The organism is Marivibrio halodurans, from assembly GCF_017963645.1.
GTDB lineage: Bacteria > Pseudomonadota > Alphaproteobacteria > UBA8366 > Aestuariispiraceae > Marivibrio > Marivibrio halodurans.
In genome coordinates this window covers 71,204-94,234 of sequence record NZ_JAGMWN010000014.1, presented here as the reverse complement: position 1 = coordinate 94,234, position 23,031 = coordinate 71,204, and the positions used below count along the sequence as shown (strand labels likewise).

Here is a 23,031-nt window from a genome sequence, read left to right as displayed (position 1 = left end):
CGATCCCCCAAGGCATCCGACCACGGCCCTCGACGCGAAGCGGCCCCGGAAGCGGTTTCGGCTCCCGGGGCCGCCTCGTCGACCATCGGACTTATTTGTCCTTCTTGTCGTCGTCCACTTCCTCGAAGTCGGCATCGACGACGCCGTCGTCGGACTTGCCGCCGGCCTCGGCCCCGGCGGACGCGTCGGCGCCGCCATCCTCGGCCTGCTGGGCCTTGTACATGGCTTCGCCCAGTTTCATGGACGCCTGGCTCAGCGCTTCGGTCTTGGTCTTGACGGCTTCAAGATCCTCGCCGTCCTTCACGTCCTTGAGCTCCTGCAGCGCGGTCTCGATGGCCTCCTTATCGGCGGCCTCCAGACCCTCGCCGTGGTCCTTCAGCGCGGTCTCGGTCGTGTGGATCAGGCTTTCCGCCTGGTTCTTGGCCTCGACCAATTCGCGCTTCTTCTTGTCGGCCTCGGCATTGGCCTCGGCCTCCTGGACCATCCGCTCGATCTCGCCTTCGTCGAGGCCACCGGACGCCTGGATGCGAATCTGCTGCTCCTTGCCGGTGCCCTTGTCCTTGGCCGAGACGTTGACGATGCCGTTGGCGTCGATGTCGAAGGCGACTTCGATCTGCGGTACGCCGCGCGGCGCGGGCGGAATGCCGACCAGATCGAACTGACCCAGCAGCTTGTTGTCCGCCGCCATCTCGCGCTCGCCCTGGAAGACGCGGATCGTCACGGCCGATTGGTTGTCCTCGGCGGTGGAGAAGGTCTGCGACTTCTTGGTCGGGATCGTCGTATTGCGATCGATCAGCCGCGTGAAGACCCCGCCCAGCGTCTCGATGCCGAGCGACAGCGGCGTCACGTCGAGCAGCAGCACGTCCTTGACGTCGCCCTGCAGCACGCCCGCCTGGATCGCGGCGCCGATGGCGACGACCTCGTCCGGGTTCACGCCGCGATGCGGCTCCTTGCCGAAGAAGTCCTTCACCGACTGGATCACCTTGGGCATGCGGGTCATGCCGCCGACCAGGATGACCTCGTCGATCTCGCTCGCCTTCAGGCCGGCATCCTTGAGGGCCGCCTTGCAGGGGTTGATCGTGCGCTTGACCAGATCATCGACCAGCGCCTCCAGCTTGGAGCGGCTGAGCTTGATGTTCAGGTGCTTCGGCCCCGACTGGTCGGCCGTGATGAAGGGCAGGTTGACGTCGGTCTGCTGCGCGGAGGAAAGCTCGATCTTCGCCTTCTCGGCGGCTTCCTTCAGGCGCTGCAGGGCCAGACGATCCTTGCGCAGGTCGATGCCGTTTTCCTTCTTAAACTCATCGGCCAGATAGTCGATGATGGCGATGTCGAAATCCTCGCCGCCGAGGAAGGTGTCGCCGTTGGTCGACTTCACCTCGAACACGCCGTCGCCGATTTCCAGGACCGACACGTCGAAGGTGCCGCCGCCCAGATCGTAGACCGCGATCGTGCCGGTGCCCTTCTTCTCCAACCCGTAGGCCAGCGCGGCCGCCGTCGGCTCGTTGATGATGCGCATGACCTCCAGGCCCGCGATCTTGCCGGCGTCCTTGGTGGCCTGACGCTGCTGGTCGTTGAAATAGGCCGGGACGGTGATGACCGCCTTGTCGACCGTCTCGCCCAGATAGCTCTCCGCCGTCTCCTTCATCTTCTGAAGGATGAAGGCGGAAATCTGGGACGGCGCGTACTGCTCGCCGCGCGACTCGACCCAGGCGTCGCCATTGTCGGCCTTGACGATCTTGAACGGCATCTGGTCGCGGTCCTTCGCGACCTCCTTGTCCTCGAAACGCCGGCCGATCAGACGCTTGATGGCATAGAGCGTATTCTCCGGGTTGGTCACCGCCTGGCGCTTGGCGGAATGCCCGACGAGGCGCTCACCATCCTCGGTGAAGGCGACCATCGACGGCGTCGTCCGCGCGCCCTCGGAATTCTCGATAACCTTGGCATCCTTGCCGTCCATGACGGCCACGCACGAATTGGTCGTGCCCAGATCGATACCGATAACCTTACCCATTCTCGTTCACCTCCGATGTCAAGCGGGCGTCGCCTGAGCCTTGGCGAAGCGCTTCCCGGACGCCCCTTTGCAGAAAGTGGTACGGCGGAAGCGATGTTCCGACCGCCGGTTCCGCGGCGTATATAGGCAGGCCGGCATGGGCCTGCAACCTGCCCCGGGCCAGAAACCCGACAGATTCATGACAACGAAACGCCATCCACGCCATTCGCGCGCCGGCCGCCGGATTTGCAGCCGGCATGGGGGGATTGCTATGCAGCATGGGGACGGCAGGGGCTCTTGCGTGGGAGTGCACCGATGCGCGGCGCGGACGACGAACCGGACGGGGCGACGGCGGCGGGGTTCCGCTTGCTCGACGGGTATCTCGCGCGTCCGGCCCAGGCGGCGCTGGTCGCCGATGTCCGCGCCGTGGTGGCCGCGGCCCCGCTCTACCGCCCGGCCATGCCCCGCACGGGCAAGCCCTTCAGCGTGCGGATGACCAATTGCGGGCCGCTCGGCTGGGTCGCGGACAAGGTCGGCGGCTATCGCTATCAGGAAACCCATCCGGTGACCGGCAAGCCATGGCCCGCCATGCCGGCCGCGCTGCTCGATATCTGGCATGCGGTGACCGGGGCCGCCTTTCCGCCGGAAGCCTGCCTCGTCAACTGGTACGAGGCGGATGCGCGCATGGGCCTTCACCGCGACCAGGACGAGGCGGCGACGGGCGTGCCGGTGGTCTCGATCTCGCTGGGCGACGATGCGCGGTTCCGCCTCGGCGGGCCGGCGCGCAAGGGACCGACCCGCTCCTTCGTCCTGCATTCGGGCGACGTGGTGGTGCTGGGGGGTGAAAGCCGGCATTTCCACCATGGGGTGGACCGGCTCTATCCCGGAACCTCGACGTTGTTGGACGGGCCGGGGCGGGTCAATCTGACGCTTCGGCGGGTGACGGTGCCGTGAGGCGCGTGCCGGCCGGCCCGTCGCTTAAGCCCGCGCCCTAGGCGGTGGTGTCGACGCCGCCGCCATCGCCGCCGGCCTTGGGCTCGCCCTTGGCGACGACGACCATCGCCGGGCGCAGCAGGCGGTCATGCAGCATGTAGCCGGGCTGGAGCACCTGGATGACGGTGCCGGCGGGCTTGCCGGTATCCGTCGCCTCCGAAATCGCCTGATGACGGTCGTAGGAGAACTTCTCGCCCAGGGGATCGACCTTCTTGATCCCGGCCTTCTCGAAGGCGTCGAGGATCTGCTTCTCGGTCATCTCCACGCCGACGGCGAGATTGTTGACGGTCTCGTTCTCGGCCTTGAGCGCCTCCGGCACGGAATCGAGCGCGCGGCGCAGATTGTCCACCGCCGGCAGCATCTCCTTCACGAAGGAGGAGGCGGCGTATTTCTTCGCGTCGCTGGCGTCCTTCTCGGCCCGGCGCTTGGTGTTCTCCGCGTCGGCGACGACGCGCATCATGCGGTCCTTCAACTCGGCATTCTCGGCCGAGAGGCGCGTGATCTCGTCCTCCGCGTTGGGCTGGGCGGCGTTCGAATCGCCGGTCTTGGCGTCCGCGCCGTCCTCGGCCGGCGCCTCGTCCTCGACCAGATGCTCCGCGCCCGCCTGACGCAGCGCTTCCTCGACGGCCTTCTCGGCCGCCTCCTGCGCGGACGGGTCGACCCGATCCTCGGTTTCCGCGTTATGGTCGGTCCTGGCCTGGTCCTTACCGCTCGTCATGTCCGTCATACCCTCTCGCGCGTCGCGCGCCGGCGCGGCATCGTCCATCGTCGGCGCGAATTCCGGTGTCGCGGGATAGCGGATCGCGCGTGCCTTCACAAGCAGGCACGGGGAGTGGCGTTCCGTCGTTCCCGGGCTTCGCCGTCAGATAGGAAGCATGGGGGCGATTGCCTACCCCGTGAGTCTATCCCCGTTGGACCTATCCGGCATCGCGCCGTCCGAGCAGGCGGCCCACCACCTTGGAGGTATAATCCACCATCGGGATGATGCGGGCGTAATTCATCCGTGTCGGACCCACCACGCCGATGGCGCCGATCACCCGCTCCTCCTCGTTCATATAGGGGGAGACGATCATCGAGCATCCGGTGAGCGAGAACAGATTGCTGCCGGAGCCGATGAAGATCTGCACGCCCTCCGCGATCTCGGCCGCGTCGAGCAGGCGGAGCATGTTCTCCTTCGCCTCCAGCGCGGAGAACAGCGCCCGGATATGCTCCAGATCCGTCATCGCCTGAACGTCCTGAAGCAGGTTGGATTGGCCGCGCACGATCAGCACGCCATCACCGGAACTGACGTCCGACCAGGTGGCGAGCCCGGCCTCCACCACCTTGGCGGTGAGTTCGTCGATCTGCGCCTTCTTGTCCCGCACCTCCGCCGCGACGATGTCGCGGGTCTGGTCGAGCGTGTTGCCGGCGAGCTTGGCGGAGAGGAAGTTCGTGGCCTCGTTCAGGGCCGAGGGGGGCAGGCCCATCGGCAGATCGATCACCCGGTTCTCAACGAGCCCGGTATCGGTGACCATGACGGCGAGCGCGCGGCCCGGGCCGATCGGCACGAACTCGATATGCTTGAGGCGCTGGTCGGTCTTGGGCGCGAAGACGAGGCCGGCGCATTTCGACAGGCCGCTCATCAGGTCGCCCGCTTCCTCCAGCACCTGATTGGCCGATCGGCCGGAGGCGGAGCAGCGCTCCTCGATCGCGCGCCGGTCGGCCTCGGTCAGATTGCCCAGTTCCAGGATGCCGTCCACGAAGAGGCGCAGGCCCGCATCCGTCGGCAACCGCCCGGCCGAGGTGTGGGGGGCGTAGAGCAGCCCGCTATCCTCCAGGTCGGCCATGACGTTGCGCACCGTCGCGGGCGAAAGCTGCTGCTGCAGCCGCCGGGACAGCGTGCGGGAGCCGACCGGCTCGCCGGTCTCCACGAAGGCCTCCACCACGAGGCGCAGGATTTCCCTGGATCGGTCGTTCAGGTCCGAAATCATCGTTAAGGATCCTCGATCCGCCGCGAGGAACGCGTCCACATCTCGCCTGAATGTAGAAAGCACCCGGGCGGGGGTCAATTGGCCATCGGAAAGGCGTTGGGGGTGCGTGCTCCGCCGGGTCTGGACGCGCCCCATCGCGGCAGGTAGCTTGCGCGCGATTTGGAACGACCCCGCGAGAAAGAGGAGAAGTCCCCCGTGCGTCCCAGCAAGCGTGCCCCCGATCAATTGCGCGAGATCGTGCTCGAACCCGAGGTGGCGCGCTACGCGGAGGGGTCCTGTCTTGCCAAGTTCGGGCATACGCACGTGCTCTGCTGCGCCAGCGTCGAGGATTCCGTGCCCCCCTTCCTGCGCAATTCGGGGCGCGGCTGGGTGACGGCGGAATACGGCATGCTGCCGCGCTCCACCCACAGCCGCATGGACCGAAAGCGCACGGCCGAGGGCGGCCGCACGCAGGAGATCAGCCGCCTGATCGGCCGGTCGCTGCGTGCGATCACCGACATGCCCCGGCTGGGGGAGCGGCAGATCCGTCTCGATTGCGACGTGCTGCAGGCCGACGGCGGCACGCGCACGGCGGCGATCACCGGGGCCTATGTCGCGCTGGCGCTGGCCGTCCGGCATATGCGGCGCCTGGGCGCGGTCGAGGGCAATCCGCTGAAGGACAGCGTCGCCGCGATCTCCTGCGGTCTCTATCGCGGGCAGCCCGTGCTCGACCTCGATTACGACGAGGATTCGCAGGCCGAGGCGGATGCGAATTTCGTTCTGACCGGCAGTGGTGGTATCGTCGAAATTCAGGGGACGGCCGAGGCCGATCCCTTCAGCGAGGATGCGTTCGTGCGGTTGCTCGGCCTCGCCAAGACCGGCTGCGAGGCGTTGACGGCCGCGCAGAAGGCGGTTCTTTCAGCCGATGAGTGAGGCGGATCGCCTCCAATCCAGATAGGGGAACGAAACCATGGCCCGGCAGTTCGACGCGCAGGCGGAGGGCGGCAAGTTGGTGATCGCCAGCCACAATCCCGGCAAGGTGAAGGAAATCGGCGATCTGCTCGGCCCCTACGGCGTGACCACCGTGTCGGCGGGCGATCTGGGGCTGGAGGAGCCGGAGGAGGACGGCGCCAGCTTCGCGGAGAACGCAAAGCTGAAGGCGCTGGCCGCGGCGGAGGCGGCGAAACTCCCCGCGCTCGCCGACGATAGCGGACTGTCGGTCGCGGCGCTGGAAGGCTTCCCCGGCATCTATTCCGCGCGCTGGGCCGGGCCGGAGAAGGATTTCGCGCTGGCGATGGAGCGCGTTCACGAAGCCATGGCGGACACCGTCGATCGCAGCGGGCGCTTTGTCTGCGCCCTGGCGCTCGCCTGGCCGGATGGCCATTGCGAGGTGTTCCAGGGCGCGGTCGGCGGGCTGGTCATCTGGCCGCCGCGCGGCGAGAACGGCTTCGGCTACGATCCCATCTTCGTGCCCGACGGCTACGAGGAGACCTTCGGTGAGATGGACCCGGCCGAGAAGCACGCTATCAGCCATCGCGCCGAAGCCTTCAGGAAGCTGGTCGCCGGCTGCTTCGGCGAACCCTGATCCGCGCGGCCGGCGCGGGGGCAACCATGGTCGCGCTCTATGTTCACTGGCCTTTCTGCAAGGCCAAGTGCCCCTATTGCGATTTCAACAGCCATGTGCGGGAAGTGATCGATCACCCGCGCTGGGCCCGCGCGCTGGCGGCGGAGACGCGCGCGGCGCTCGCCCCCTATGCCGATCGACCGGACGCGCGGATCGAGAGCATCTTTCTCGGCGGCGGCACGCCCTCCTTGATGGCGCCGGAGACCGTCGCCGCCGTGATCGAGGCGGCGCGCGCCACCCTTCCCCTGGCCGAGGATTGCGAGATCACGTTGGAGGCCAATCCAACCTCCGTCGAGGCGGCGCGCTTCGCCGGGTTCCGCGCGGCCGGGGTCAACCGGGTCTCGCTCGGCATCCAGTCGCTGAACGATGCGGATCTGCGCTTCCTGGGGCGGGAACATGATGCGGCGGAGGCGCGCGGGGCGATCGCGCTGGCCCATCGGCATTTCCCCCGGGTCAGCTTCGATCTGATCTATGCCCGTCCCCAGCAGACGGTCGCGGCCTGGGAGGGGGAGCTGGACGAGGCGCTGACGCTCGCGGGCGACCACCTGTCGCTTTATCAACTGACGCTGGAGCCCGGCACCGCCTTCTTCACCCGCGCCCGCCTGGGGGAGAGGATGACGGCGGAGGAGGAACGCGCCGCCGACCTCTGGCTCGCGACCCAGGCGCGGATGGAGACGGCCGGCTATGCGGCCTACGAGGTCTCCAACCACGCGCGGCCGGGCGGGGAGAGCCGGCACAATCTGGTCTATTGGCGTTCCGGCGACTATGCCGGGGTGGGGCCGGGCGCCCACGGACGCGTCACGGACGCAGGCGGCGGCTGGCACGCGACATACCGTCATCGCTTGCCCGAGACATGGCTGAAGGCCGTCGAGGCACGCGGCGACGGGCTGGCGGAACAGGTTCCCGTCTCGCCGGAGGAACGGCGGCGCGAATTGATGCTGATGGGCCTTCGCCTCGCGGAAGGGGTGCCGGAGGCGCGTCTGCGCGCGCTGACCGGCGCGGGTTTCGAGGCGCTGGACGCGCGGCGCCTCGCGGCCCTGGTCGATGAGGGCTATGTCACGCGCGAGGCCGGGTGCCTGCGGGCGAGCGAGGAGGGACGGCAGCGCCTCGACGCGGTGCTCGGCTATCTGCTGGATTGATCCGCCTCGGCGGAATCCGGCCTCAACCGTTCAGATTCTTGCGGAAGAAGTTGCCGATCCACCCGGCCACCAGCGCGGCGTCGATGGGATTCGCCAGGCTGGCCAGCGCCTCGTCCACCGTGGCGGCGCCGATCCGCTCCCGCCGGCTTTCATAGAGGTCGCGGCAATAGGCCGCCGGCATCTCCGGATGGCTTTGCAGCGTCGCCGCGTTGGGCAGGATCTCCAGCATCGCGTTGGGGCAGAAATCGCTGCCGGCCAGCAGCTTGGCCCCCGGCGGCGGCACCGTCACCTGATCCTGATGCGAGACCAGATTGCCGAAGCGCGATGGCGCGTCCGCCATCCAGTCGGCCGGTGCGCGCACGGCATAGTCATGCACGCCGATGCCCCAGCCGGCATCCGATTTCTCGGCCCGGCCGCCCATGATCTCCGCGACGAGTTGGTGGCCGAAGCAAATCCCGAAAACCGGTTGTCCGCGATCGATCGCCTCGCGGGCGAATTTCTTGAGCGCCCCGATCCACGGATCGCGGTCATAGACGCCGAAGGCGCTGCCGGTGATGAGCCAGCCGTCCGCCTCGTCCAGCGAGCGGGGCAGATGACCGTCGATCGCCGCATAGCCGAGGAATTCCGCCTCCGGCATCGCCGGGGCCAACAGGCTCTCGAACATGGCGATATAGTCGCCGTGGGTCTCCAGCAGCGCGGGCGCGGGGCGCCCGGCCTCCAGGATGCCGATCCGCATCATGTCGCTCACGCCGCCAGCTTCTCCGCGACCAGCGCCTTCAGGTCCACTTCCGGACGGGCGCCGTAGTGGGAAATCACCTCGGCCGCCGCGATGCCGCCGATGCGCCCGGCGCGGTCGAGATCCATGCCCTGGGTGTAGCCGAAGAGGAAACCGGCGGCGTACTGGTCGCCGGCGCCGGTGGTGTCCAGTACCTTCTCCACCGGCTCGGCCGGGATTTCATGGATCGTCCCGCCCTGAAGCACGACCGACCCTTTCTCCGAACGGGTCAGGCAGGCGATCTTGCAGTGTTCCCGAACCTGGGCGAGCGCTTCGTCGAAACTATCCACCTCGTAGAGGCTTTTGATCTCCTCCTCGTTGGCGAAGAGGATATCGACATGCCCTTCGACAAGGCCGCGGAAGGCCGCCCGATGACGGTCGACGCAGAAGCCGTCGGATAGCGTCAGCGATACCTCCCGCCCGGCGGCGTGCGCGATGTCGGCCGCCTTGACGAAGGCGGCTTTCGCCTCGTCCCGGTCGAAGAGATAGCCTTCGAGGTAAAGTACGCGGGCGGCCTGGATCGCCGCTTCGTCGATATCGGCGGCGGTCAGTTCCGTCGCCGCGCCGAGATAGGTCACCATGGTGCGCTGCGCGTCGGGAGACACCAGGACCAGGCACTTGCCGGTCGGCGCGGCGTCGCCCGCGGGCGCCGTCTCGAACGAGACGCCGAGGGCGGAGAGGTCATGGCGGAAGACCTTGCCGAAGCTGTCGTCGCGCACCTTGCCGATATAGGCGCCGGTGCCGCCCAGCGCCGCGAAGCCCGCCATGGTATTCCCGCAGGAGCCGCCGGAGCGTTCCGTCGCCGGGCCGAGCTTGGCATAGAGCGCGTCGGACTGGTCCGCCTCGACCAGCATCATGCCGCCCTTGGGCAGATCCTCGGCGGCGAGGAAATCGTCCTCGACCGATACCAGCACATCCACCAGCGCGTTGCCGATGCCGATCACGTCGTAGCGCGTCTCCGCCATGTCTGTCCCCTCGCTTCCGCGAAATCGTGGTTGGGTGATCCTCGATGGGGCCGGTCCCCGGACGGGCGCGATCCCCGGATCGGCTCTATAGCCAATGCGGGCCGTCACGGCAAATGGTGCGCGGCGCTCTTGCGGCATTGCGGCCGTGCGGATAGATGTTGAGCCATGTTTCAGGCGATCAGCAAGGCTCTCTCCCAGATCGGCGACCCGCGCTTCAAGCGTGTCATCCTGCTCGGCCTCGGCGGGTCGATCGGGGTGTTCGTGGCGCTCGGCCTTCTATTGTGGTTCGCCGTGGCCGAGGTGCCCTGGACCACCTTGCCGGTGGTCGGCGGGGCGGCCGAATGGATGGGCGAATGGTTCGACGTGCTCGGCGGGATTGGGCTGGCCGGCCTGATCGGGGTGCTGACCTATTTCCTGTTCCCGCCGGTGATGACGGCGATCGTCGGCATCTTCCTGGAGGATATTTGCGAGGCGGTGGAGGGGCGGCACTATCCGCGCCTCGGCCCCGCACGCGGCCAGACGGTGACGGAGGCGGTGTTCTCCGGTATCCGCTTCCTCGGCATCGTGGTGCTGATCAACCTGATCGCCTTCCCGGCCTATATCACGCTCCTGATCCTGCTGGGCGCCGGGGCGGCGCTTTATTACGCGGTGAATGGCTATCTGGTCGGGCGGGAGTTCTACGAGGTCGTGGCGCTGCGCCGTCTGACGCCGCAGCGCGCGGAGAAACTCCGCCAGCGCCACAAGGGCCGGATCACGTTGTTCGGCGTCATCTTCGTCTTCCTGATGACGGTGCCGATCCTGAATCTGATCGCGCCGGTGATCGCGGCGGCGGCGATGGTGCATCTGTTCGAGGCACTGCCGGCGCGCAAGGACTTCCCGGACGATCCGCCCGACCGCGCCGCCACGCCGCCGGCGAAGACCCCCGCGCGATGACGGTGCGCCGCGCGACGCCCGTGGATGCGATTTCTCCCGCCGGGCGCCGTCGGGCGGGTGTTCTCCTCCCGACCTTGCTGCTCGCCTTCGTGCTGCCGGCTCTCGCGGCTTGTAGCCAGGGGGCGGGCGGGCGCGCACTCGACGTGCCGCCCTCCGCCGACGGCCCCGGCTCGGACGGCGATATCGGTTCTTCCGCCCTGTTGGCCGATCCCGGCCGCGACCGGTCGGCGGTGGCGAGCCTGCCGGCGGATCTGCCGCCGGTCGACGACGACCCGGACCAGTTCATCGGCCTCGACGCGCTCGCCGTCGCCCGGCGCCTTGGCGCGCCCGATATCGTCCGCCGCGACGGCCCGGCGGAGGTGTGGCTCTATGGCGGGTCCGGCTGCGTCGTCGATATTTTTCTCTATAAGGAGAAAGGGAAGGACCCCGCGCAGGATACGGGTGGCGCCGGTGTTCCGGCCGGAAGCGGGGGCCTCGTCACGCGCTATGTCGATCTGCGCAGTCCGGCCAAGACGGCGGAGGAGCGTCGCGCATGCCTCGCGCAGATGCTTCGCGCCGCCCGGGCCCAGGCGCGTGGCGCCTGAAGGGAAGTAATAGCGCGTGGCGCCTGAAGGGAAGTAATAGCGCGTGGCGCCTGACGTTCAATCAGGCCGCGCGGCCTTGGTTCTCTTCACGATTGTCGGCCAAAAATAAAGGCGGCCGCCGGTTTGGGGGGAGGGGGATACCGGCGGCCGCCTATCGCTTGCGACGCCCGGCTTACCGGACGCCTCGGGACCCTGGGGGGAGCCCCGATGAGAGGGGAGGTCTCAGCACCCCTCTATGTAAGTGGGCCGCCGTTACGCGCCAGAGGCGGAATTTGGGCAATTTCGGGGCAGGGGGCATATGTTCCATGCCGCTTTCCCGTTCGATCGCGTAGGCCGCCCATGCCGATGCGAATAAGGGCCCCGCGCCATGTCGGGGCCCCTATCGATCGGTGGGGGTGGTGGGGAGAGGACCGTCGGGGGTCAGGAACGCCAGAAGGGCTTCTCGGCCTCGTTGAGGGCGCGCAGGCGGTCGACGCCGATATCCGACAACAACCGGTCGTCGAGATTCGCCAGCCGACGGCGCTGGTCGAGGCGGTCCTGCCAGCGCGCGAACAGGCGCGTCAGGTCGCCGGAAAGGGCCGCGCCGCCGGCGATCGCGCCGGCGACCGCGTCGACCAGCATCAGGGCCGTGCCGCTCAGCACGCCCGCGAAATCCTCCGGGGCCACCGGGCTTTTCTGAACGGTATTCATCGTAGCTCTCCTAATCGTGCAGTCGGGCGCGCGCTTTAGGTCGCGGCGCCACAGCGTTGTTTCATGAGCCGGAAAATAGGGTTTCCCGCCTATCCCACAACGGATATGTTTTCATGTATCGAATAAGTTATTTTAATCTGAAACGTGATGGTCATCACAGAGGGGCGGTGTTGTCATGGCGATCCGGTTGCCGCCGTTGAAGCCCTTGCGCGCCTTCGAGGCGGCGGCGCGCCATCTCTCCTTCACCCTGGCGGCGGAGGAGCTGAACGTGACCCAGGCGGCCGTCAGTCATCAGATCAAGGCATTGGAGGATGCGCTGGGCGCGCCGCTATTCCGGCGCATGAACCGCGCGCTGCGCCTGACGGAGGAGGGGGAGACCTTCATCGTGCCCGTGCGCCATGCGCTGGACACCATCGCCAACGCGGCCGAGCGGGTGCGCAAACCCCAGAAGGCGGGGCCGCTGACGGTGAGTTGCCTGCCCTCCTTCGCCTCCACCTGGCTGGTGCCGAGGCTTTCGCGATTCCGCCAGCGGGCGCCGGAGATCGATATCCGCCTGTCGGCCGATTACGATCTGGCGGATTTCGACCATGACGACATCGATGTGGCGATCCGCTGGGGCGCGGGCGATTACCCAGGGCTGATCGCGGTGCGTTTCATGACGGAGGAACTGTTCCCCGTCTGCGCGCCGGTGCTGGCGACCGAGGGGCCGCATCCGTTGAAGGAGCCGGCGGACCTGAAATACCACACGCTGCTGCATGACGACGTGTTGACCGACTGGCGTGTCTGGTTGCTGGCGGCGGGAGTCAAGGACGTCGATCCCGACCGGGGCCCCAGCTTCAACTATTCCGACCTGGTGCTGCAGGCGGCGATCGACGGGCAGGGGGTGGCGCTGGGTCGCTCATCGCTGGCCCATGACGCGCTGGCGCGCGGGCGGTTGGTGCGGCCCTTCGACTTCGCGCTGCCGGGCGATTACGCCTATTACTTCGTCTGCCCGGAATATGCCGCCGACCGGCCGCGCGTCGCCGCCTTCCGCGATTGGCTGATCGAGGAGGCCGAGCGCGACCGCCACGAGGAGGAGGAGATCGCGACGCTGCGCGCCCAGGAGACGACGGTGCCGTGATCGCCTCTCTTCCTTCTTCGCCTCATGGCCTCGGGTCTCACATAGCCGTCAGGGCGCGTTCCAGGCGGTCCATGGCCTCGGCGATGGTTTCCGGCTTCTGGGCGAAGCACAGGCGGTACCAGCCCTCCGCGCCCGGGCCGAAGGCGGTGCCGGGGGCGATGCCGACCTTGGCGGTGCGTACCAGATCCTGGGCGAAGGCGAGCGTGCGCTCCGCCGTGCCCTCGACCCGGAAGAAGGCATAGAAGCTGGCGTCCGGCGCGCGATAATCGGCGACATGGGGCAGGTTCGGCAGGCGCTGGCTGACGATATCGCGCCCGGTGCGGCAATAGGCCGTCATCTGCTGGACGAAGGGTTCCCCCTCGCGGATCGCCACCTCGGCCGCGCGCATGACGAAGGGCGGGACGCAGGAATAATTGAACTCGATCATATTGCCGAGTAGCTCCCCCAGCCCCGGCGGGTGCGTCACCCAGCCGACGCGCCAGCCGGTCATGGCCCAGCTCTTGGAGAAGCTGTTCACGACGAGAACGGGGTCGTTCTCCTCGCATTGCTCAAGGAAGCTCGGCGCCGCGCGGCCGGAATAGACCATGCGGCCATAGACCTCGTCGGCCATGATCCAGATGCCGCGTTCGCGCGCGAAGGCCAGAAGCTCGTCGATCTGTTCCCGGGGCAGCACCCAGCCCGTCGGGTTGTTGGGCGAATTGACGAAGATCGCGCGGGTGCGCGCGTCGCATTTCGCCTTCAACGCCTCGATATCGAGGCGCCAGCCCTGGTCGGGGTCGCGGTCGAGGGCGTGGAAGCGGGCCTCCGCGCCGAGCGCGCGGACCACCGATTGCGCGTTGGGCCAGACCGGGCAGGTGATGATGGCGTTGTCGCCCGCATCCAGGATGCATTGGAACAGCATCATGATCGCGGACATGCCGCTGGCGGTGACGCTGACGCGTTCGACATCGATCCGCTTGCCGTGCAGGTCGCTCATATAGCCGGCGAGCGTGTGACGCAGTTCGGGCGTGCCGCGCTTATGGCTGTAGAAGGTCTCTCCCTGGCCGAGCGCGCGCTGCGCGGCGGCGCAGATGAAGGCGGGGGTGGGCACGTCGCTTTCCCCGTACCACAGCGGGATCACCGACTTGTCGCCCAGCGCGAGCTGCGAGACGGCCAGGATCTGCTGTGTCTCGATGGCGCTGACGGCGGGGCGGATATAGGCGGGGAGGCCCGCGACGGGATCGATGTCGGGGGCGGTCGTCTGAACTTCGGCGGGCATGGCACACTCTCACGGCAACGGAACGCGCGGACGGATCGCAGAGTGCGCGCTTCGCGCCCCGTCGGCAAGCATGAGGGCGCGATCGCCGGAAAAGAGGACGCGGTCTATCGCCGCGACGCGCGGACGAGCCGGACAAGCTCCGCCCGCGCGGCGGCGGCGTCATGCACCGGCGTGGCGAAGGGCAGGCGCGCGATCTCCCCGCCCCGGCGCAGGTCGCAGCCTTCCGGATCGATCCCGGTCATGCGCCAGCCCGCGCCGGGCCGGTCGAGCAGGACATTGGCATAGAGCGCGATGGCGTCGAGATGATCGTCATTCATATGCGCGACGATGTCGCCCTCGGCCTCGGCGAGAGCCGCCATGCCGCGCGTGTCGAACAGCAATCCGGCTTCCGCCTCGACCCAATGGATGCGCCCGAATCCCGCGACCAGATGCGCCCGCGCCGGTGCCATGCGATAGAGCGCGAAATCCCCGAATCCGGCATAGAGCGCGGCGGAGGGATGGCGCGCGACGAATCGGTCGAGGAGGGGCGGCCGCTCGGCTGCCGGAACCGGGCGGATGGGGCCCTGAAGGCTGGCCCGCGCGCCGGTCAGGGGTTCGGCGAGGCCGGCCGTCCCGTCGATCAGAAGGGAGGCCGAGGGCTCCGCCTTCAGATTTCGGCTATGGTCGGCCAGATCGCTCAACAGCAGGAGCGGCCGGGCCGCGTGATCGACCGCCAGCAGGACGAGGGAGGCATAGGGCTCGCCCGTCGCCGCGAGGCGGGTGGCGAGCGCCGCCCGGTCGGTGCCGCGCAGCAAGGCCCGAACCATGGCCGCCGGACCAGCGGAAGCGGCGGCGGTGACGGCGGGATGGTTCGAGACCGTCATTCTGGCATCGTCCCTTCCCGCCGCCCGGTTTCGCCCAAAGGGGCCGGCCTAGCCGGCGGTCGCCGGACTGGCGGCGTCCCCGGCCTGCTCCGATGCCTCGATCCGGGCCCAGAAGCCCCCGGCGAGCCAGCCGAGGATAAGCCAGAACACCGCGCTGACCGCGATCGACAGACCGGCATATTGCGCGGCCAGTTCCGCCGGCACGCCGCCGCCGACGGCGTCGGCCCCATGCGGATGCGGGGCGCCGATCAGATGCGGCAGGGCGATCAGGGCGAGGCCGCCCAGGATCATCGGCAGCCGCGCCGCGCCGCCGCGCGCGAACACGGTCAGCCAGAGCCCGATGCCGGTCGCGAGCACGGTGCCGACCCACCAGATCTGACGCGCCTGAAGGTCGGCCGCCGCCATGCCGGGCAGTTCTGGCGGCAGGCCGGCGGCCGGCGCCAGCGTGGCGGCGGCGAATCCGGCCGCGCCCCAGAGCAGACCGGCGCGCGCGTCGATCCGGCGCCCGGACAGCGCGAAGCCCGCGGCCAGCAGCAGCGCGAAGCCGCAACCGACCAGGATGTTGGACATGGCGGTGAAGGCGGTGCGCTCCAGCCCGTCCTCGGGCGCCCAGGCGTCCTCGCCATCGCCATGGGCGTCGCCCGTGGAATGGACGAACAGGATACGCGCGTCGCCCCAGGCGGCCACGGCGTTGGCGTGATCGATCCGCGCGGGCGCGGCCGCGTTCTCATAGGTCTCCGCCTGCAGGATCAGGGGCGTGACGGTGATCGCCTGCAGGGCGGAAATCAGGACGCCGGCCAGGATTCCCGCCGACAGCGCCGCGCCGAACAGCTTCTTGAACATATCGCTTCTCCCCATAAGGCTAACGCCCCGGACGGACTCCTCCCGGGGTCGATGACATCACGAACGACGAGCGGTCGACGCGTCGTCAGTGGCAGGGAAAGGCGAAGGCGTGCCGGGCATCGTGCGCGGCATTATGCAGCCCGTCGGAATTGGCGATGCCGGCCGCGAAGATCATGAAGGCGCCGAAGGCGGCGGCGAGCAGGATCGGCGCCAGGCTGCTGGACCGCGCGGCGGCCGCGCCATTGATGTTCGTTTCGATAGTCGTGGACTTCTGCATGGACGTCTCTCCCAATCTTCGTCACACCCGACGAATGGATGACGGGGCGGGCGCCGACATGGTGCCCGACCCCAAGCGCGGTTCGGCAGGTCTCCCGGCTCACGGGTCGTCGCTGACGGGATCCGCCTTCCCGGTCGCGCCTCATGGGTCGTTTCCCCAGGGTCACGTCCAGTGGCTTGGCCGGCGTCGTTTCCGGCGCCGTGGATCCCCGCTCTCCGTCTACGGTTGCGGGGGCAGCCCGGGCACGGGCCCCCCTGATGGGTAGGGCCCTTCCCCGTGTTCCCTTTCAATCCCCCGGACCTTGGGTCCTTCACGGGGAACCGAACATGGGGGCAGTATGACCCGACCGGCGTCATGGTCAAGCGTGGTGTGTTCGTCCGGCATCCGTTCATTGCGGGATGTTGCGCGGGTGCGTGAGGCTCGGGTGCGCGGGGCGCGCCTCGATCCATCCCCGGGGCGCCCAATTACCGCCATGGTTGACCGGCAGGCAGGGGGCGCGCAGTCTCTGGCAACGGGAACAATAAGAGGACTCTATTCATGGCCCATTCCATCGCCCTGGTCGACGACGACCGGAACATCCTGACCTCGATCTCCATGGCCCTGGAGGCGGAGGGGTTCCAGGTGACGACCTATACCGACGGGGAGACCGCCTTGCGGGCCTTGACCTCGCGGCCGGTCGATCTCGCGGTGCTGGACATCAAGATGCCCCGCATGGACGGAATGGAGGTATTGCAGAAGTTGCGGCAGTCGAGCCGTATTCCGGTGATCTTCCTGACCAGCAAGGATGACGAGGTGGACGAACTGCTGGGGTTGCGCATGGGCGCGGACGATTATATCCGCAAGCCCTTCTCGCAGCGTCTTCTGATCGAGCGGGTGCGCGCCCTGCTGCGCCGGGCGGAGGTCGAGGCCGACGCCGCCAACGGCAAGACCGGTGCCGGGGCGATCACGCGGGGCGACCTTGTCCTCGATTCCGACCGGCACATGTGTACCTGGAAAGGCGAGGTCGTGCAGTTGACCGTGACCGAATTCTTGATCGTCAAGGCGCTGGCCCAGCGTCCGGGGCATGTGAAGAACCGCGATCAATTGATGGACGCGGCCTATGGCGAGAACATCTATGTCGATGACCGGACAATCGACAGCCATATCAAACGGGTGCGGAAGAAGTTCCGGAAAGTCGATACCGAATTCGATTGCATCGAGACGCTTTACGGCGTCGGCTATCGCTATAAGGAGTAGCCGGCCGTGATCCGCGCCAATTCCGTTGTCGGCGAGGGGGGCGGTCAGGTGCGCGCCGCGCCCCCACCCGAAGGCGGCTTTCGCCGAAGTCACGCCATGCCGATGCCCGATCATGCCCAAGGATGATGACGAATCGACGAAGCGGGATCGGGCGACGTCCGGCCGCGGCGGCGAGAAGCGCGGGGCCGGCGAGACACGCGTCCGGCGCCTGCGCCCGCTGCGCCGGGTATCGCCGCTGACCCGGCGAATCCTCGCCGTCAACATGATCGCGCTTCTGATTCCGGTCCTGGGGCTGCTTTATCTCGGCCCTTACCGGGAAGGATTGATCGCTCAGGAGATGGAGGCGCTGCGCACCCAGGGCGAGATTTTCTCGGGCGCCCTGGGCGAGGGCGCGGTCGAGGTTCTGGACAGCGGCGAGGAGGAATTGAGCCTCGTCCCGGCCCGCCATATGATTCGGCGGCTTTCCGATCCGACCAGGGTGCGCGCGCGCCTGTTCGACGATGCGGGCGAGATGGTGGCCGATTCGCGTCAACTCGGCTCCGTCGGCGCGGTGGTCGAGGTCGAGGAACTGCCGGCACCGAGCACGACCGACGAACTGGTCGATCCACTCGCCGATTTGGTCGGCGATGTCGTCAACCTGCTCGACGATCATCGCTACGAGGTCTATCGCGATCCGTTGGCGCCGAGCGTGAGCGACTTTCCCGAAGCGGTCGCGGCGCTCAATGGTCGGATCGCGGAACGGGTGCGGGTGGAGCCGGACCAGGACCTGATCCTGACGGTGGCGCTTCCGGTGCAGCGTTACTATCAGGTGCGCGGCGCCCTGATGCTGACCAAGAGCGGCGAGAAGATCGAGGCGGCGATGCGCGACGTCCGCATCACGATCGCCCTGATCTTCGCGGGTGCGCTGGTCATCACGGTGATGATGTCGCTCTATCTCGCCGGGACGATCGCGCGACCGGTGCGTCGCCTTGCCGAGGCGGCCGAACGCGTGCGCCAGACCGTCGGACGCGAGAGCGCGGATATTCCCGATTTCTACGATCGCGACGACGAGATCGGCGATCTGTCCGCCGTGCTGGCCGAGATGACGGAGGCGCTGCAGCGCCGGCTGGTCGAGATCGAGCGTTTCGCGGCCGACGTCGCGCACGAGATCAAGAATCCGCTGACCTCGCTGCGCAGCGCGGTGGAGACGGCGGCGCGGATCAAGGACCCGGCGCAGCAACAGCGGTTGATGAGCATCATCCAGGACGATGTCGCGCGGCTCGACCGGCTGATCTCCGATATTTCCGACGCGTCCCGGTTGGATGCGGAGCTTTCGCGGTCGGAATCGGCGGAGGTCGATCTGGCCCGCATGCTCTCCGCCTTGGCGGAGATGCTGAATGTCCCGCGCGAGGAGCGCGCGCGAGAGGGGGGCGAGCGGCCGGTTCGCCTGGTCTTCGAGGCGGAGGGCGCGGGGCCCTTCACCGTGCGGGGGAGCGAGGACCGATTGGTTCAAGTCTTTCGCAATCTGATCGGCAATGCCGAGAGCTTCTCGCCGCCCAATGGAACAATTCGCATCACCGCCCTGCGCGACGGCGGCATGGTCGAGGTGCGGGTCGATGACGAGGGGCCGGGCATTCCGCCCGCGAAGCTCAAGGATATCTTCGAGCGGTTCTACACCGAACGTCCGGAGGCCGAGAAGTTCGGCACCCATTCGGGTCTCGGCCTGTCGATTTCCAAGCAGATCGTCGAGGCGCATGACGGCACGATCACGGCGAGCAATCGCTCTAACGGCCAAGGCGCGGTGCATGGCGCGCGCTTTTCCGTTAGGCTGCCGGCCTTTTCCTGACGTCTTTTCCAGACGTCTTTCTGGCGTCCGGTTCATCGCGGAAGGGGCGCGACAGCCCTTGGATATCCCGTTAAGATAGTTTTTACGAAAATTGACCTAGGTTTTCGATCAACGGTTCGATTGATTGAGAGGGGGAGCGGTTCACGGGGAGGGGGCTCCCGCTCGTTACGGGGTATGGGTGCCATGCACGCAAGGGCCCAGCGTTTGATATGTTTCATCGCCGCCGCCGTCCTGGCGGTATTGGGCGGTGCCTTGGTGCTGGAGGTCGAGGACACCCTGGAAGATCGCCGGCTGGACGATTTCCGGGTGGAGTCGGAGCGCGTGACGCTTGCCATCGATGCCGCCATGACGCGGTTGAACGATCGCCTCAAGGCGATCGGTGCCTATCTGGTGACGAGCGAGGCGGTTACCGAGTCCGAGTTCGCGCTGTTCATTGCCAGCACCGATCTGTTCGCCGAGAACGATATTCGCGTCGCCTCCATCCTTCCGGTCATTCGCCCCGTCCATGTCCCTGTCCTAAACCGCGAACTGCAGGAGCGGGACGGTTTCCGCAAGGAACTTGGCTATCCGGAGGTCCGGATTCGGAAGCCCGTGACCCGGGACGTGGTCATGCCCGTTCTCTATACGGAAACGCCCGATGGCCGGCGGCGTGCCGTCGGATTGGATATCGCGTCCAACAGGAATCGGCGCGAGGCCGCGGAACAGGCCATCGCGACGGGAAAGACCCAATTGTCCGCCCCCTTGCGGTTCTTTAACAGCCCCGAGGAAGGCGTGCCGGGCATGATCCTGATCAGGGCGGTTTCCTCCGGCAATCTCGGCCTGCCGATGGAGGTGGCGGGGGACGATCGGATGGTCCTGGTGGCCTTCGGTTTCACCCCGCAGACGATGATCGGCAATCTGTTGCGGCGAAGCGACCTCGGCCGTATCGGCGTGGAGATTCATGACGTGACGGCCGGCGAGCCACAGCCCGTGGCCAATATTCCGGTTCAGGGCGCGCCCGGCGCCTTCAGCCGGGAACAGCGGTTGGAGGTGGCCGGGCGTACTTGGTCGATTACCTACGAAGCCGGGCCGGTTTATATGGCGACGGTCGGCAATTGGTGGCTTTATCTGATAGCCGGGGTGGCCTTCGTCCTGTTGATCGCGTTGACCTTCGCGATCGATAAATTGATCCGGCGGCGGGAAATTCTGGCGAGCGCGGTCGAGGAGCGCACGGTTCAGCTACGACTGATGAACGAGCAGTTGGCGGCCGCGGCCACGCGCGCCCACGCGGCGAGCGATGCGAAGTCGGAGTTCCTCGCCCATATGAGTCATGAGCTGCGCACGCCGCTCAATGCGTTGATCGGCTTCTCCGACATGCTTTCCTCCGAGATTCACGGTCCTCTCGGACACCGCAAATACGTCGAATACGCTCACGACATGCAATTGGCGGGAAGCCATCTTCTGGCGCTCATCAGCGACATTCTCGACCTCGCCCGGGTCGAGGCGGGCGCGACCGAGATCGACGAGGACGGCATCGTCGTCGGGGACCTGTTGCGCGACTGCGCGCGCATCACGGCGGCGCAGGCCCAGGCGCGGTTGGTCGCCGTGTCGGTCGATTGCGGCCCGACCCTTCCGCCGCTTTTGGCCGACGAGCGTCTGATCCGGCAAGTGGTGCTGAACCTCGTCTCCAACGCGATCAAGTACAACCGCCCGCAAGGTCGCGTCACCATCGCGGCTGACAAGGACGAGAGCGGCGGCATACGCATCCGTGTGATCGATACCGGCATCGGTATCGATCCGGAGGATATGGAGCACGTCCTCGAACCCTTCGGTCAGGCGCGGTTCAGTGAAACGGCGGCCGTCGGCGGCACGGGCCTCGGCCTCGCGCTGGCACGGCGTTTCGTCGAACTGCACGGCGGTACCCTGACGCTTGAAAGCACGCCGCGCCTGGGAACCACCGTCACCGTGCGTTTTCCCAAGGCCCGATCCGGCCGCACGCCCCTCGCCCACGCGATGTAGCGGCGCCCGGCGCGCGACGACATCCTTACCGCATCAGATCCTTGATCGTCCGGGGCAGGGCGAAGCTGGCGACGTGGAGGTCGGGCGTGTAGTAGCGCGTCTCGATGCCGGCATCCGCGAAGCGCGCCTCGATCACCTCGACCGACTGACGGCGCGGGTCCGGATCGTCGCTGGCCCAGCCGAACGCCATGTCGCCGCCCTGATAGGTCGGGATGGCGGCACGGAAGAAATGGACGTCCGCGAAGCTCTCCCCCAACCGGCGATAGCTGTCGGTGATCTCCCCACCCTGCACGAAGGGGACGCCGTTCTGCGTCACCACCACGCCGCCCGGTTTCAGGCAGCGCTTGCAGTCGGCATAGAACTCGGCCGTGAACAGCACTTCCCCCGGTCCGATCGGGTCGGTGGAATCGACGATGACGACGTCGAAGCGCTTTTCCGTTTCCTTCACGAACCGGCAACCGTCCGCGATGACGAGCTCCAGCCGGGGATCGTCGAAGGCGCCGTTCGAGAGGCGGGGCAGGTGCTGTTTGGAGAATTCCACCACATCCGGGTCGATCTCCACCATCACCGGGCGGACGGCCGGGTGCTTCAGCACCTCGCGCGCCATGCCGCCGTCACCGCCGCCGACGATCAGCACGTCCTCGACCCGGCCATGGGCCAGGATCGGCACATGGGTCAGCATCTCGTGATAGACGAACTCGTCGCCCTCGGTCGTCTGCACGACGCCGTCGAGGCACAGGACGCGGCCGAAGCGCGCGTTCTCGAAGACGATCAGGTCCTGCAATCCGTCGTTCGACTGATACAGAACCCGATCGATCCGCAACCCCTGACGGTAGTCGTCGTGCAGCGTCTCGTCGAACCAATCGGCCATGATGCTTGTCGTCGTCGCGGCCTAGCGGGCCGCGACACGCCCGCGCTTGAGGTCGTTGAGCTCGACCCGCCCGGCCCGGAAGCCTTCCTCCAGCACCCGGATCGCCTTATGCGGCTCCGCGTCGCCGCACATGAAGATATCCAGCGCGGCATAGCCGACTTCGGGCCAGGTGTGGATCGAGATATGGCTCTCCGCCAGGACGGCCACGCCCGAGACGCCTTCCGGCGAGAAACGATGCAGGTGGAAATGCAGGAGCGTCGCCCCCGCCACCTCGACGCAGCGTTTCAGCACGGATTCGATATGGGCGATGTCGTCGAGACCGGAGGCATCCCATAGATCGACGATCAGATGGGAGCCGGCGAAGGTCTCGCCGTCACGCTTGATGAAGTGGTCCAATCTATTCTCGTCCGGCAGGCGGAAGGGAATGATATTGGTTTCGGTTACGCTCTCGTCCTTATGGGCTGCGCTTTGGACCCCGTCCGCTGCCGTCCCCAGATCGGAAAGAGCGATGTCGTCTCTCGGCATCGCATCCTCCATCCAGTAGATGACACGCATCATCACGTGAGCGCGCGGTATGCACTGGAATTGGTTTCCGATGCAATGGAAATCTAAGGGCTTTTTCGTGAATTTTCCGGGGTGTCGCCATGCGGCGCCGATCTGGCCCGCTGGCATGTCACTCCGATGAGCCGCGCGGTCTCGTCCCACAGGTCATAGTCGGCGAGCCGCGCCGTATCCGCCCAGATCGCCTCGGCCGCGTCGTCGCCCGCGCGCGGGTCGCCCGACGCCCAGCGGGCCGAGAAATCGATCAGCGTGTAATGAAAGACGGGCGGGCCGGCGGGCGCCGCCGGGTCGGGCGTTATGCTGTCGATCACGTCGAGCAGGCGCAGATCCGCGATCTCGACCCCCGTCTCCTCGCGCACTTCGCGCCGGGCGGTCTCGCGGATCGTCTCGCCCAGCTCCTGCCGGCCGCCGGGCAGGGACCATTGCCCCTGGCGCGGCGGCTTGGCGCGTTTCACCAGCAGGACAAGCGGCCCGGCGTCGCCGTCCTTCAGGACCACGACGCCGGTACCGATCAGGGGGCGTTCCGGCATGTTATTT

23 protein-coding genes and 1 riboswitch are annotated in these 23,031 nt (G+C 67.3%); of the genes, 10 read left to right on the top strand and 13 right to left on the bottom strand.

Translation table 11 applies throughout. The annotated features are described in order from the left end of the window. Window positions 1-91: 91 nt before the first annotated feature. Window positions 92-2,011 carry a molecular chaperone DnaK gene (gene dnaK, locus KAJ83_RS18925; RefSeq protein ID WP_210683698.1) on the bottom strand — a complete coding sequence of 640 codons (1,920 nt, stop codon included), beginning with the start codon at window positions 2,009-2,011 and terminating at the stop codon, window positions 92-94. Between the two features lie 294 nt (window positions 2,012-2,305). Between dnaK and KAJ83_RS18920 the strand changes: the two genes are divergently transcribed. After that, on the top strand, window positions 2,306-2,944 hold the full coding sequence (locus KAJ83_RS18920) for an alpha-ketoglutarate-dependent dioxygenase AlkB (RefSeq protein ID WP_210683697.1): 639 nt from the start codon (window positions 2,306-2,308) through the stop codon (window positions 2,942-2,944). Between the two features lie 37 nt (window positions 2,945-2,981). On the opposite strand, the gene grpE is transcribed toward KAJ83_RS18920, so the two are convergent. Together grpE and hrcA are read right to left on the bottom strand one after the other, a co-directional pair. Continuing rightward, window positions 2,982-3,701 carry a nucleotide exchange factor GrpE gene (gene grpE, locus KAJ83_RS18915; RefSeq protein WP_210683696.1) on the bottom strand — a complete coding sequence of 240 codons (720 nt, stop codon included), beginning with the start codon at window positions 3,699-3,701 and terminating at the stop codon, window positions 2,982-2,984. A 199-nt stretch (window positions 3,702-3,900) separates the two neighbouring features. After that, window positions 3,901-4,953 carry a heat-inducible transcriptional repressor HrcA gene (gene hrcA / locus KAJ83_RS18910; protein ID WP_210683695.1) on the bottom strand — a complete coding sequence of 351 codons (1,053 nt, stop codon included), beginning with the start codon at window positions 4,951-4,953 and terminating at the stop codon, window positions 3,901-3,903. 195 nt (window positions 4,954-5,148) lie between these two features. Here hrcA and rph point away from each other — a divergent pair, with 195 nt between their 5' ends. Genes rph through hemW form a run of 3 tightly spaced genes read left to right on the top strand, consistent with a single transcriptional unit; the run spans window position 5,149 to window position 7,695 of the window. Then, window positions 5,149-5,865 carry a ribonuclease PH gene (gene rph / locus KAJ83_RS18905; RefSeq protein WP_210683694.1) on the top strand — a complete coding sequence of 239 codons (717 nt, stop codon included), beginning with the start codon at window positions 5,149-5,151 and terminating at the stop codon, window positions 5,863-5,865. A 37-nt stretch (window positions 5,866-5,902) separates the two neighbouring features. Further along, complete coding sequence (rdgB, locus tag KAJ83_RS18900) at window positions 5,903-6,517, top strand: RdgB/HAM1 family non-canonical purine NTP pyrophosphatase (RefSeq protein ID WP_210683693.1); 615 nt, start codon at window positions 5,903-5,905, stop codon at window positions 6,515-6,517. A 26-nt stretch (window positions 6,518-6,543) separates the two neighbouring features. Beyond that, window positions 6,544-7,695 (top strand): radical SAM family heme chaperone HemW, encoded by a 1,152-nt coding sequence (gene hemW, locus KAJ83_RS18895; RefSeq protein WP_210683692.1) that lies wholly within the window; start codon window positions 6,544-6,546, stop codon window positions 7,693-7,695. Window positions 7,696-7,717: 22 nt separating this feature from the next. Here the strand turns inward: hemW and KAJ83_RS18890 are convergent, their stop codons facing one another. Both KAJ83_RS18890 and KAJ83_RS18885 read right to left on the bottom strand, forming a co-directional pair. Further along, a complete protein-coding gene (locus KAJ83_RS18890) occupies window positions 7,718-8,434 on the bottom strand; it encodes a glutamine amidotransferase-related protein (RefSeq protein WP_246484904.1) in 717 nt (238 codons plus the stop codon). Between the two features lie 5 nt (window positions 8,435-8,439). Beyond that, entirely contained in the window at window positions 8,440-9,435 is a 996-nt protein-coding gene (locus tag KAJ83_RS18885; RefSeq protein ID WP_210683690.1) for an adenosine kinase, read from the bottom strand. A gap of 165 nt (window positions 9,436-9,600) precedes the next feature. On the opposite strand from KAJ83_RS18885, the gene KAJ83_RS18880 reads away from it, so the two are divergent. Together KAJ83_RS18880 and KAJ83_RS18875 are read left to right on the top strand one after the other, a co-directional pair. Further along, the gene (locus KAJ83_RS18880) at window positions 9,601-10,368 is read left to right on the top strand and encodes an EI24 domain-containing protein (protein WP_210683689.1); all 768 of its coding nucleotides are present in this window, start codon (window positions 9,601-9,603) and stop codon (window positions 10,366-10,368) included. Beyond that, window positions 10,365-10,952: a hypothetical protein gene (locus KAJ83_RS18875; protein ID WP_210683688.1), complete on the top strand. Its 588-nt coding sequence runs from the start codon at window positions 10,365-10,367 to the stop codon at window positions 10,950-10,952. Before KAJ83_RS18880 ends, KAJ83_RS18875 begins: the two co-directional genes overlap by 4 nt. 420 nt (window positions 10,953-11,372) lie before the next feature. On the opposite strand, the gene KAJ83_RS18870 is transcribed toward KAJ83_RS18875, so the two are convergent. Further along, on the bottom strand, window positions 11,373-11,642 hold the full coding sequence (locus KAJ83_RS18870) for a DUF1127 domain-containing protein (RefSeq protein ID WP_246484889.1): 270 nt from the start codon (window positions 11,640-11,642) through the stop codon (window positions 11,373-11,375). Window positions 11,643-11,817: 175 nt separating this feature from the next. Between KAJ83_RS18870 and KAJ83_RS18865 the strand changes: the two genes are divergently transcribed. After that, complete coding sequence (locus KAJ83_RS18865; RefSeq protein WP_210683687.1) at window positions 11,818-12,762, top strand: transcriptional regulator GcvA; 945 nt, start codon at window positions 11,818-11,820, stop codon at window positions 12,760-12,762. 37 nt (window positions 12,763-12,799) lie between these two features. On the opposite strand, the gene KAJ83_RS18860 is transcribed toward KAJ83_RS18865, so the two are convergent. The 4 genes from KAJ83_RS18860 to KAJ83_RS18845 form a co-directional block, all read right to left on the bottom strand. Beyond that, window positions 12,800-14,020: a pyridoxal phosphate-dependent aminotransferase gene (locus KAJ83_RS18860; protein ID WP_210683686.1), complete on the bottom strand. Its 1,221-nt coding sequence runs from the start codon at window positions 14,018-14,020 to the stop codon at window positions 12,800-12,802. A 104-nt stretch (window positions 14,021-14,124) separates the two neighbouring features. Further along, window positions 14,125-14,883 (bottom strand): HugZ family pyridoxamine 5'-phosphate oxidase, encoded by a 759-nt coding sequence (locus tag KAJ83_RS18855; protein ID WP_210683685.1) that lies wholly within the window; start codon window positions 14,881-14,883, stop codon window positions 14,125-14,127. 48 nt (window positions 14,884-14,931) lie between these two features. Then, window positions 14,932-15,726, bottom strand: coding sequence for a CbtA family protein (locus KAJ83_RS18850; RefSeq protein WP_210683683.1), 795 nt, complete (start codon window positions 15,724-15,726; stop codon window positions 14,932-14,934). Between the two features lie 85 nt (window positions 15,727-15,811). Next, entirely contained in the window at window positions 15,812-16,003 is a 192-nt protein-coding gene (locus tag KAJ83_RS18845; protein WP_210683681.1) for a CbtB domain-containing protein, read from the bottom strand. A 67-nt stretch (window positions 16,004-16,070) separates the two neighbouring features. After that, window positions 16,071-16,343, bottom strand: a riboswitch (cobalamin riboswitch). Between the two features lie 197 nt (window positions 16,344-16,540). On the opposite strand from KAJ83_RS18845, the gene KAJ83_RS18840 reads away from it, so the two are divergent. The 3 genes from KAJ83_RS18840 to KAJ83_RS18830 all read left to right on the top strand — a co-directional run bounded on the left by KAJ83_RS18840 (window position 16,541) and on the right by KAJ83_RS18830 (window position 21,062). Further along, window positions 16,541-17,239, top strand: a complete 699-nt coding sequence (locus KAJ83_RS18840; protein ID WP_210683679.1) for a response regulator transcription factor — start codon at window positions 16,541-16,543, stop codon at window positions 17,237-17,239. 112 nt (window positions 17,240-17,351) lie between these two features. Then, entirely contained in the window at window positions 17,352-19,064 is a 1,713-nt protein-coding gene (locus KAJ83_RS18835; RefSeq protein ID WP_210683677.1) for a sensor histidine kinase, read from the top strand. A 183-nt stretch (window positions 19,065-19,247) separates the two neighbouring features. Next, window positions 19,248-21,062 (top strand): sensor histidine kinase, encoded by a 1,815-nt coding sequence (locus KAJ83_RS18830; RefSeq protein WP_210683676.1) that lies wholly within the window; start codon window positions 19,248-19,250, stop codon window positions 21,060-21,062. Window positions 21,063-21,087: 25 nt separating this feature from the next. Here the strand turns inward: KAJ83_RS18830 and speE are convergent, their stop codons facing one another. The 3 genes from speE to KAJ83_RS18815 all read right to left on the bottom strand — a co-directional run bounded on the left by speE (window position 21,088) and on the right by KAJ83_RS18815 (window position 23,024). Further along, a complete protein-coding gene (speE, locus tag KAJ83_RS18825; protein WP_210683674.1) occupies window positions 21,088-21,933 on the bottom strand; it encodes a polyamine aminopropyltransferase in 846 nt (281 codons plus the stop codon). A 21-nt stretch (window positions 21,934-21,954) separates the two neighbouring features. Then, entirely contained in the window at window positions 21,955-22,458 is a 504-nt protein-coding gene (gene speD, locus KAJ83_RS18820; RefSeq protein WP_210683673.1) for an adenosylmethionine decarboxylase, read from the bottom strand. Window positions 22,459-22,541: 83 nt separating this feature from the next. Further along, window positions 22,542-23,024, bottom strand: coding sequence for an NUDIX hydrolase (locus KAJ83_RS18815; RefSeq protein ID WP_210683672.1), 483 nt, complete (start codon window positions 23,022-23,024; stop codon window positions 22,542-22,544). Window positions 23,025-23,031 lie beyond the last annotated feature (7 nt).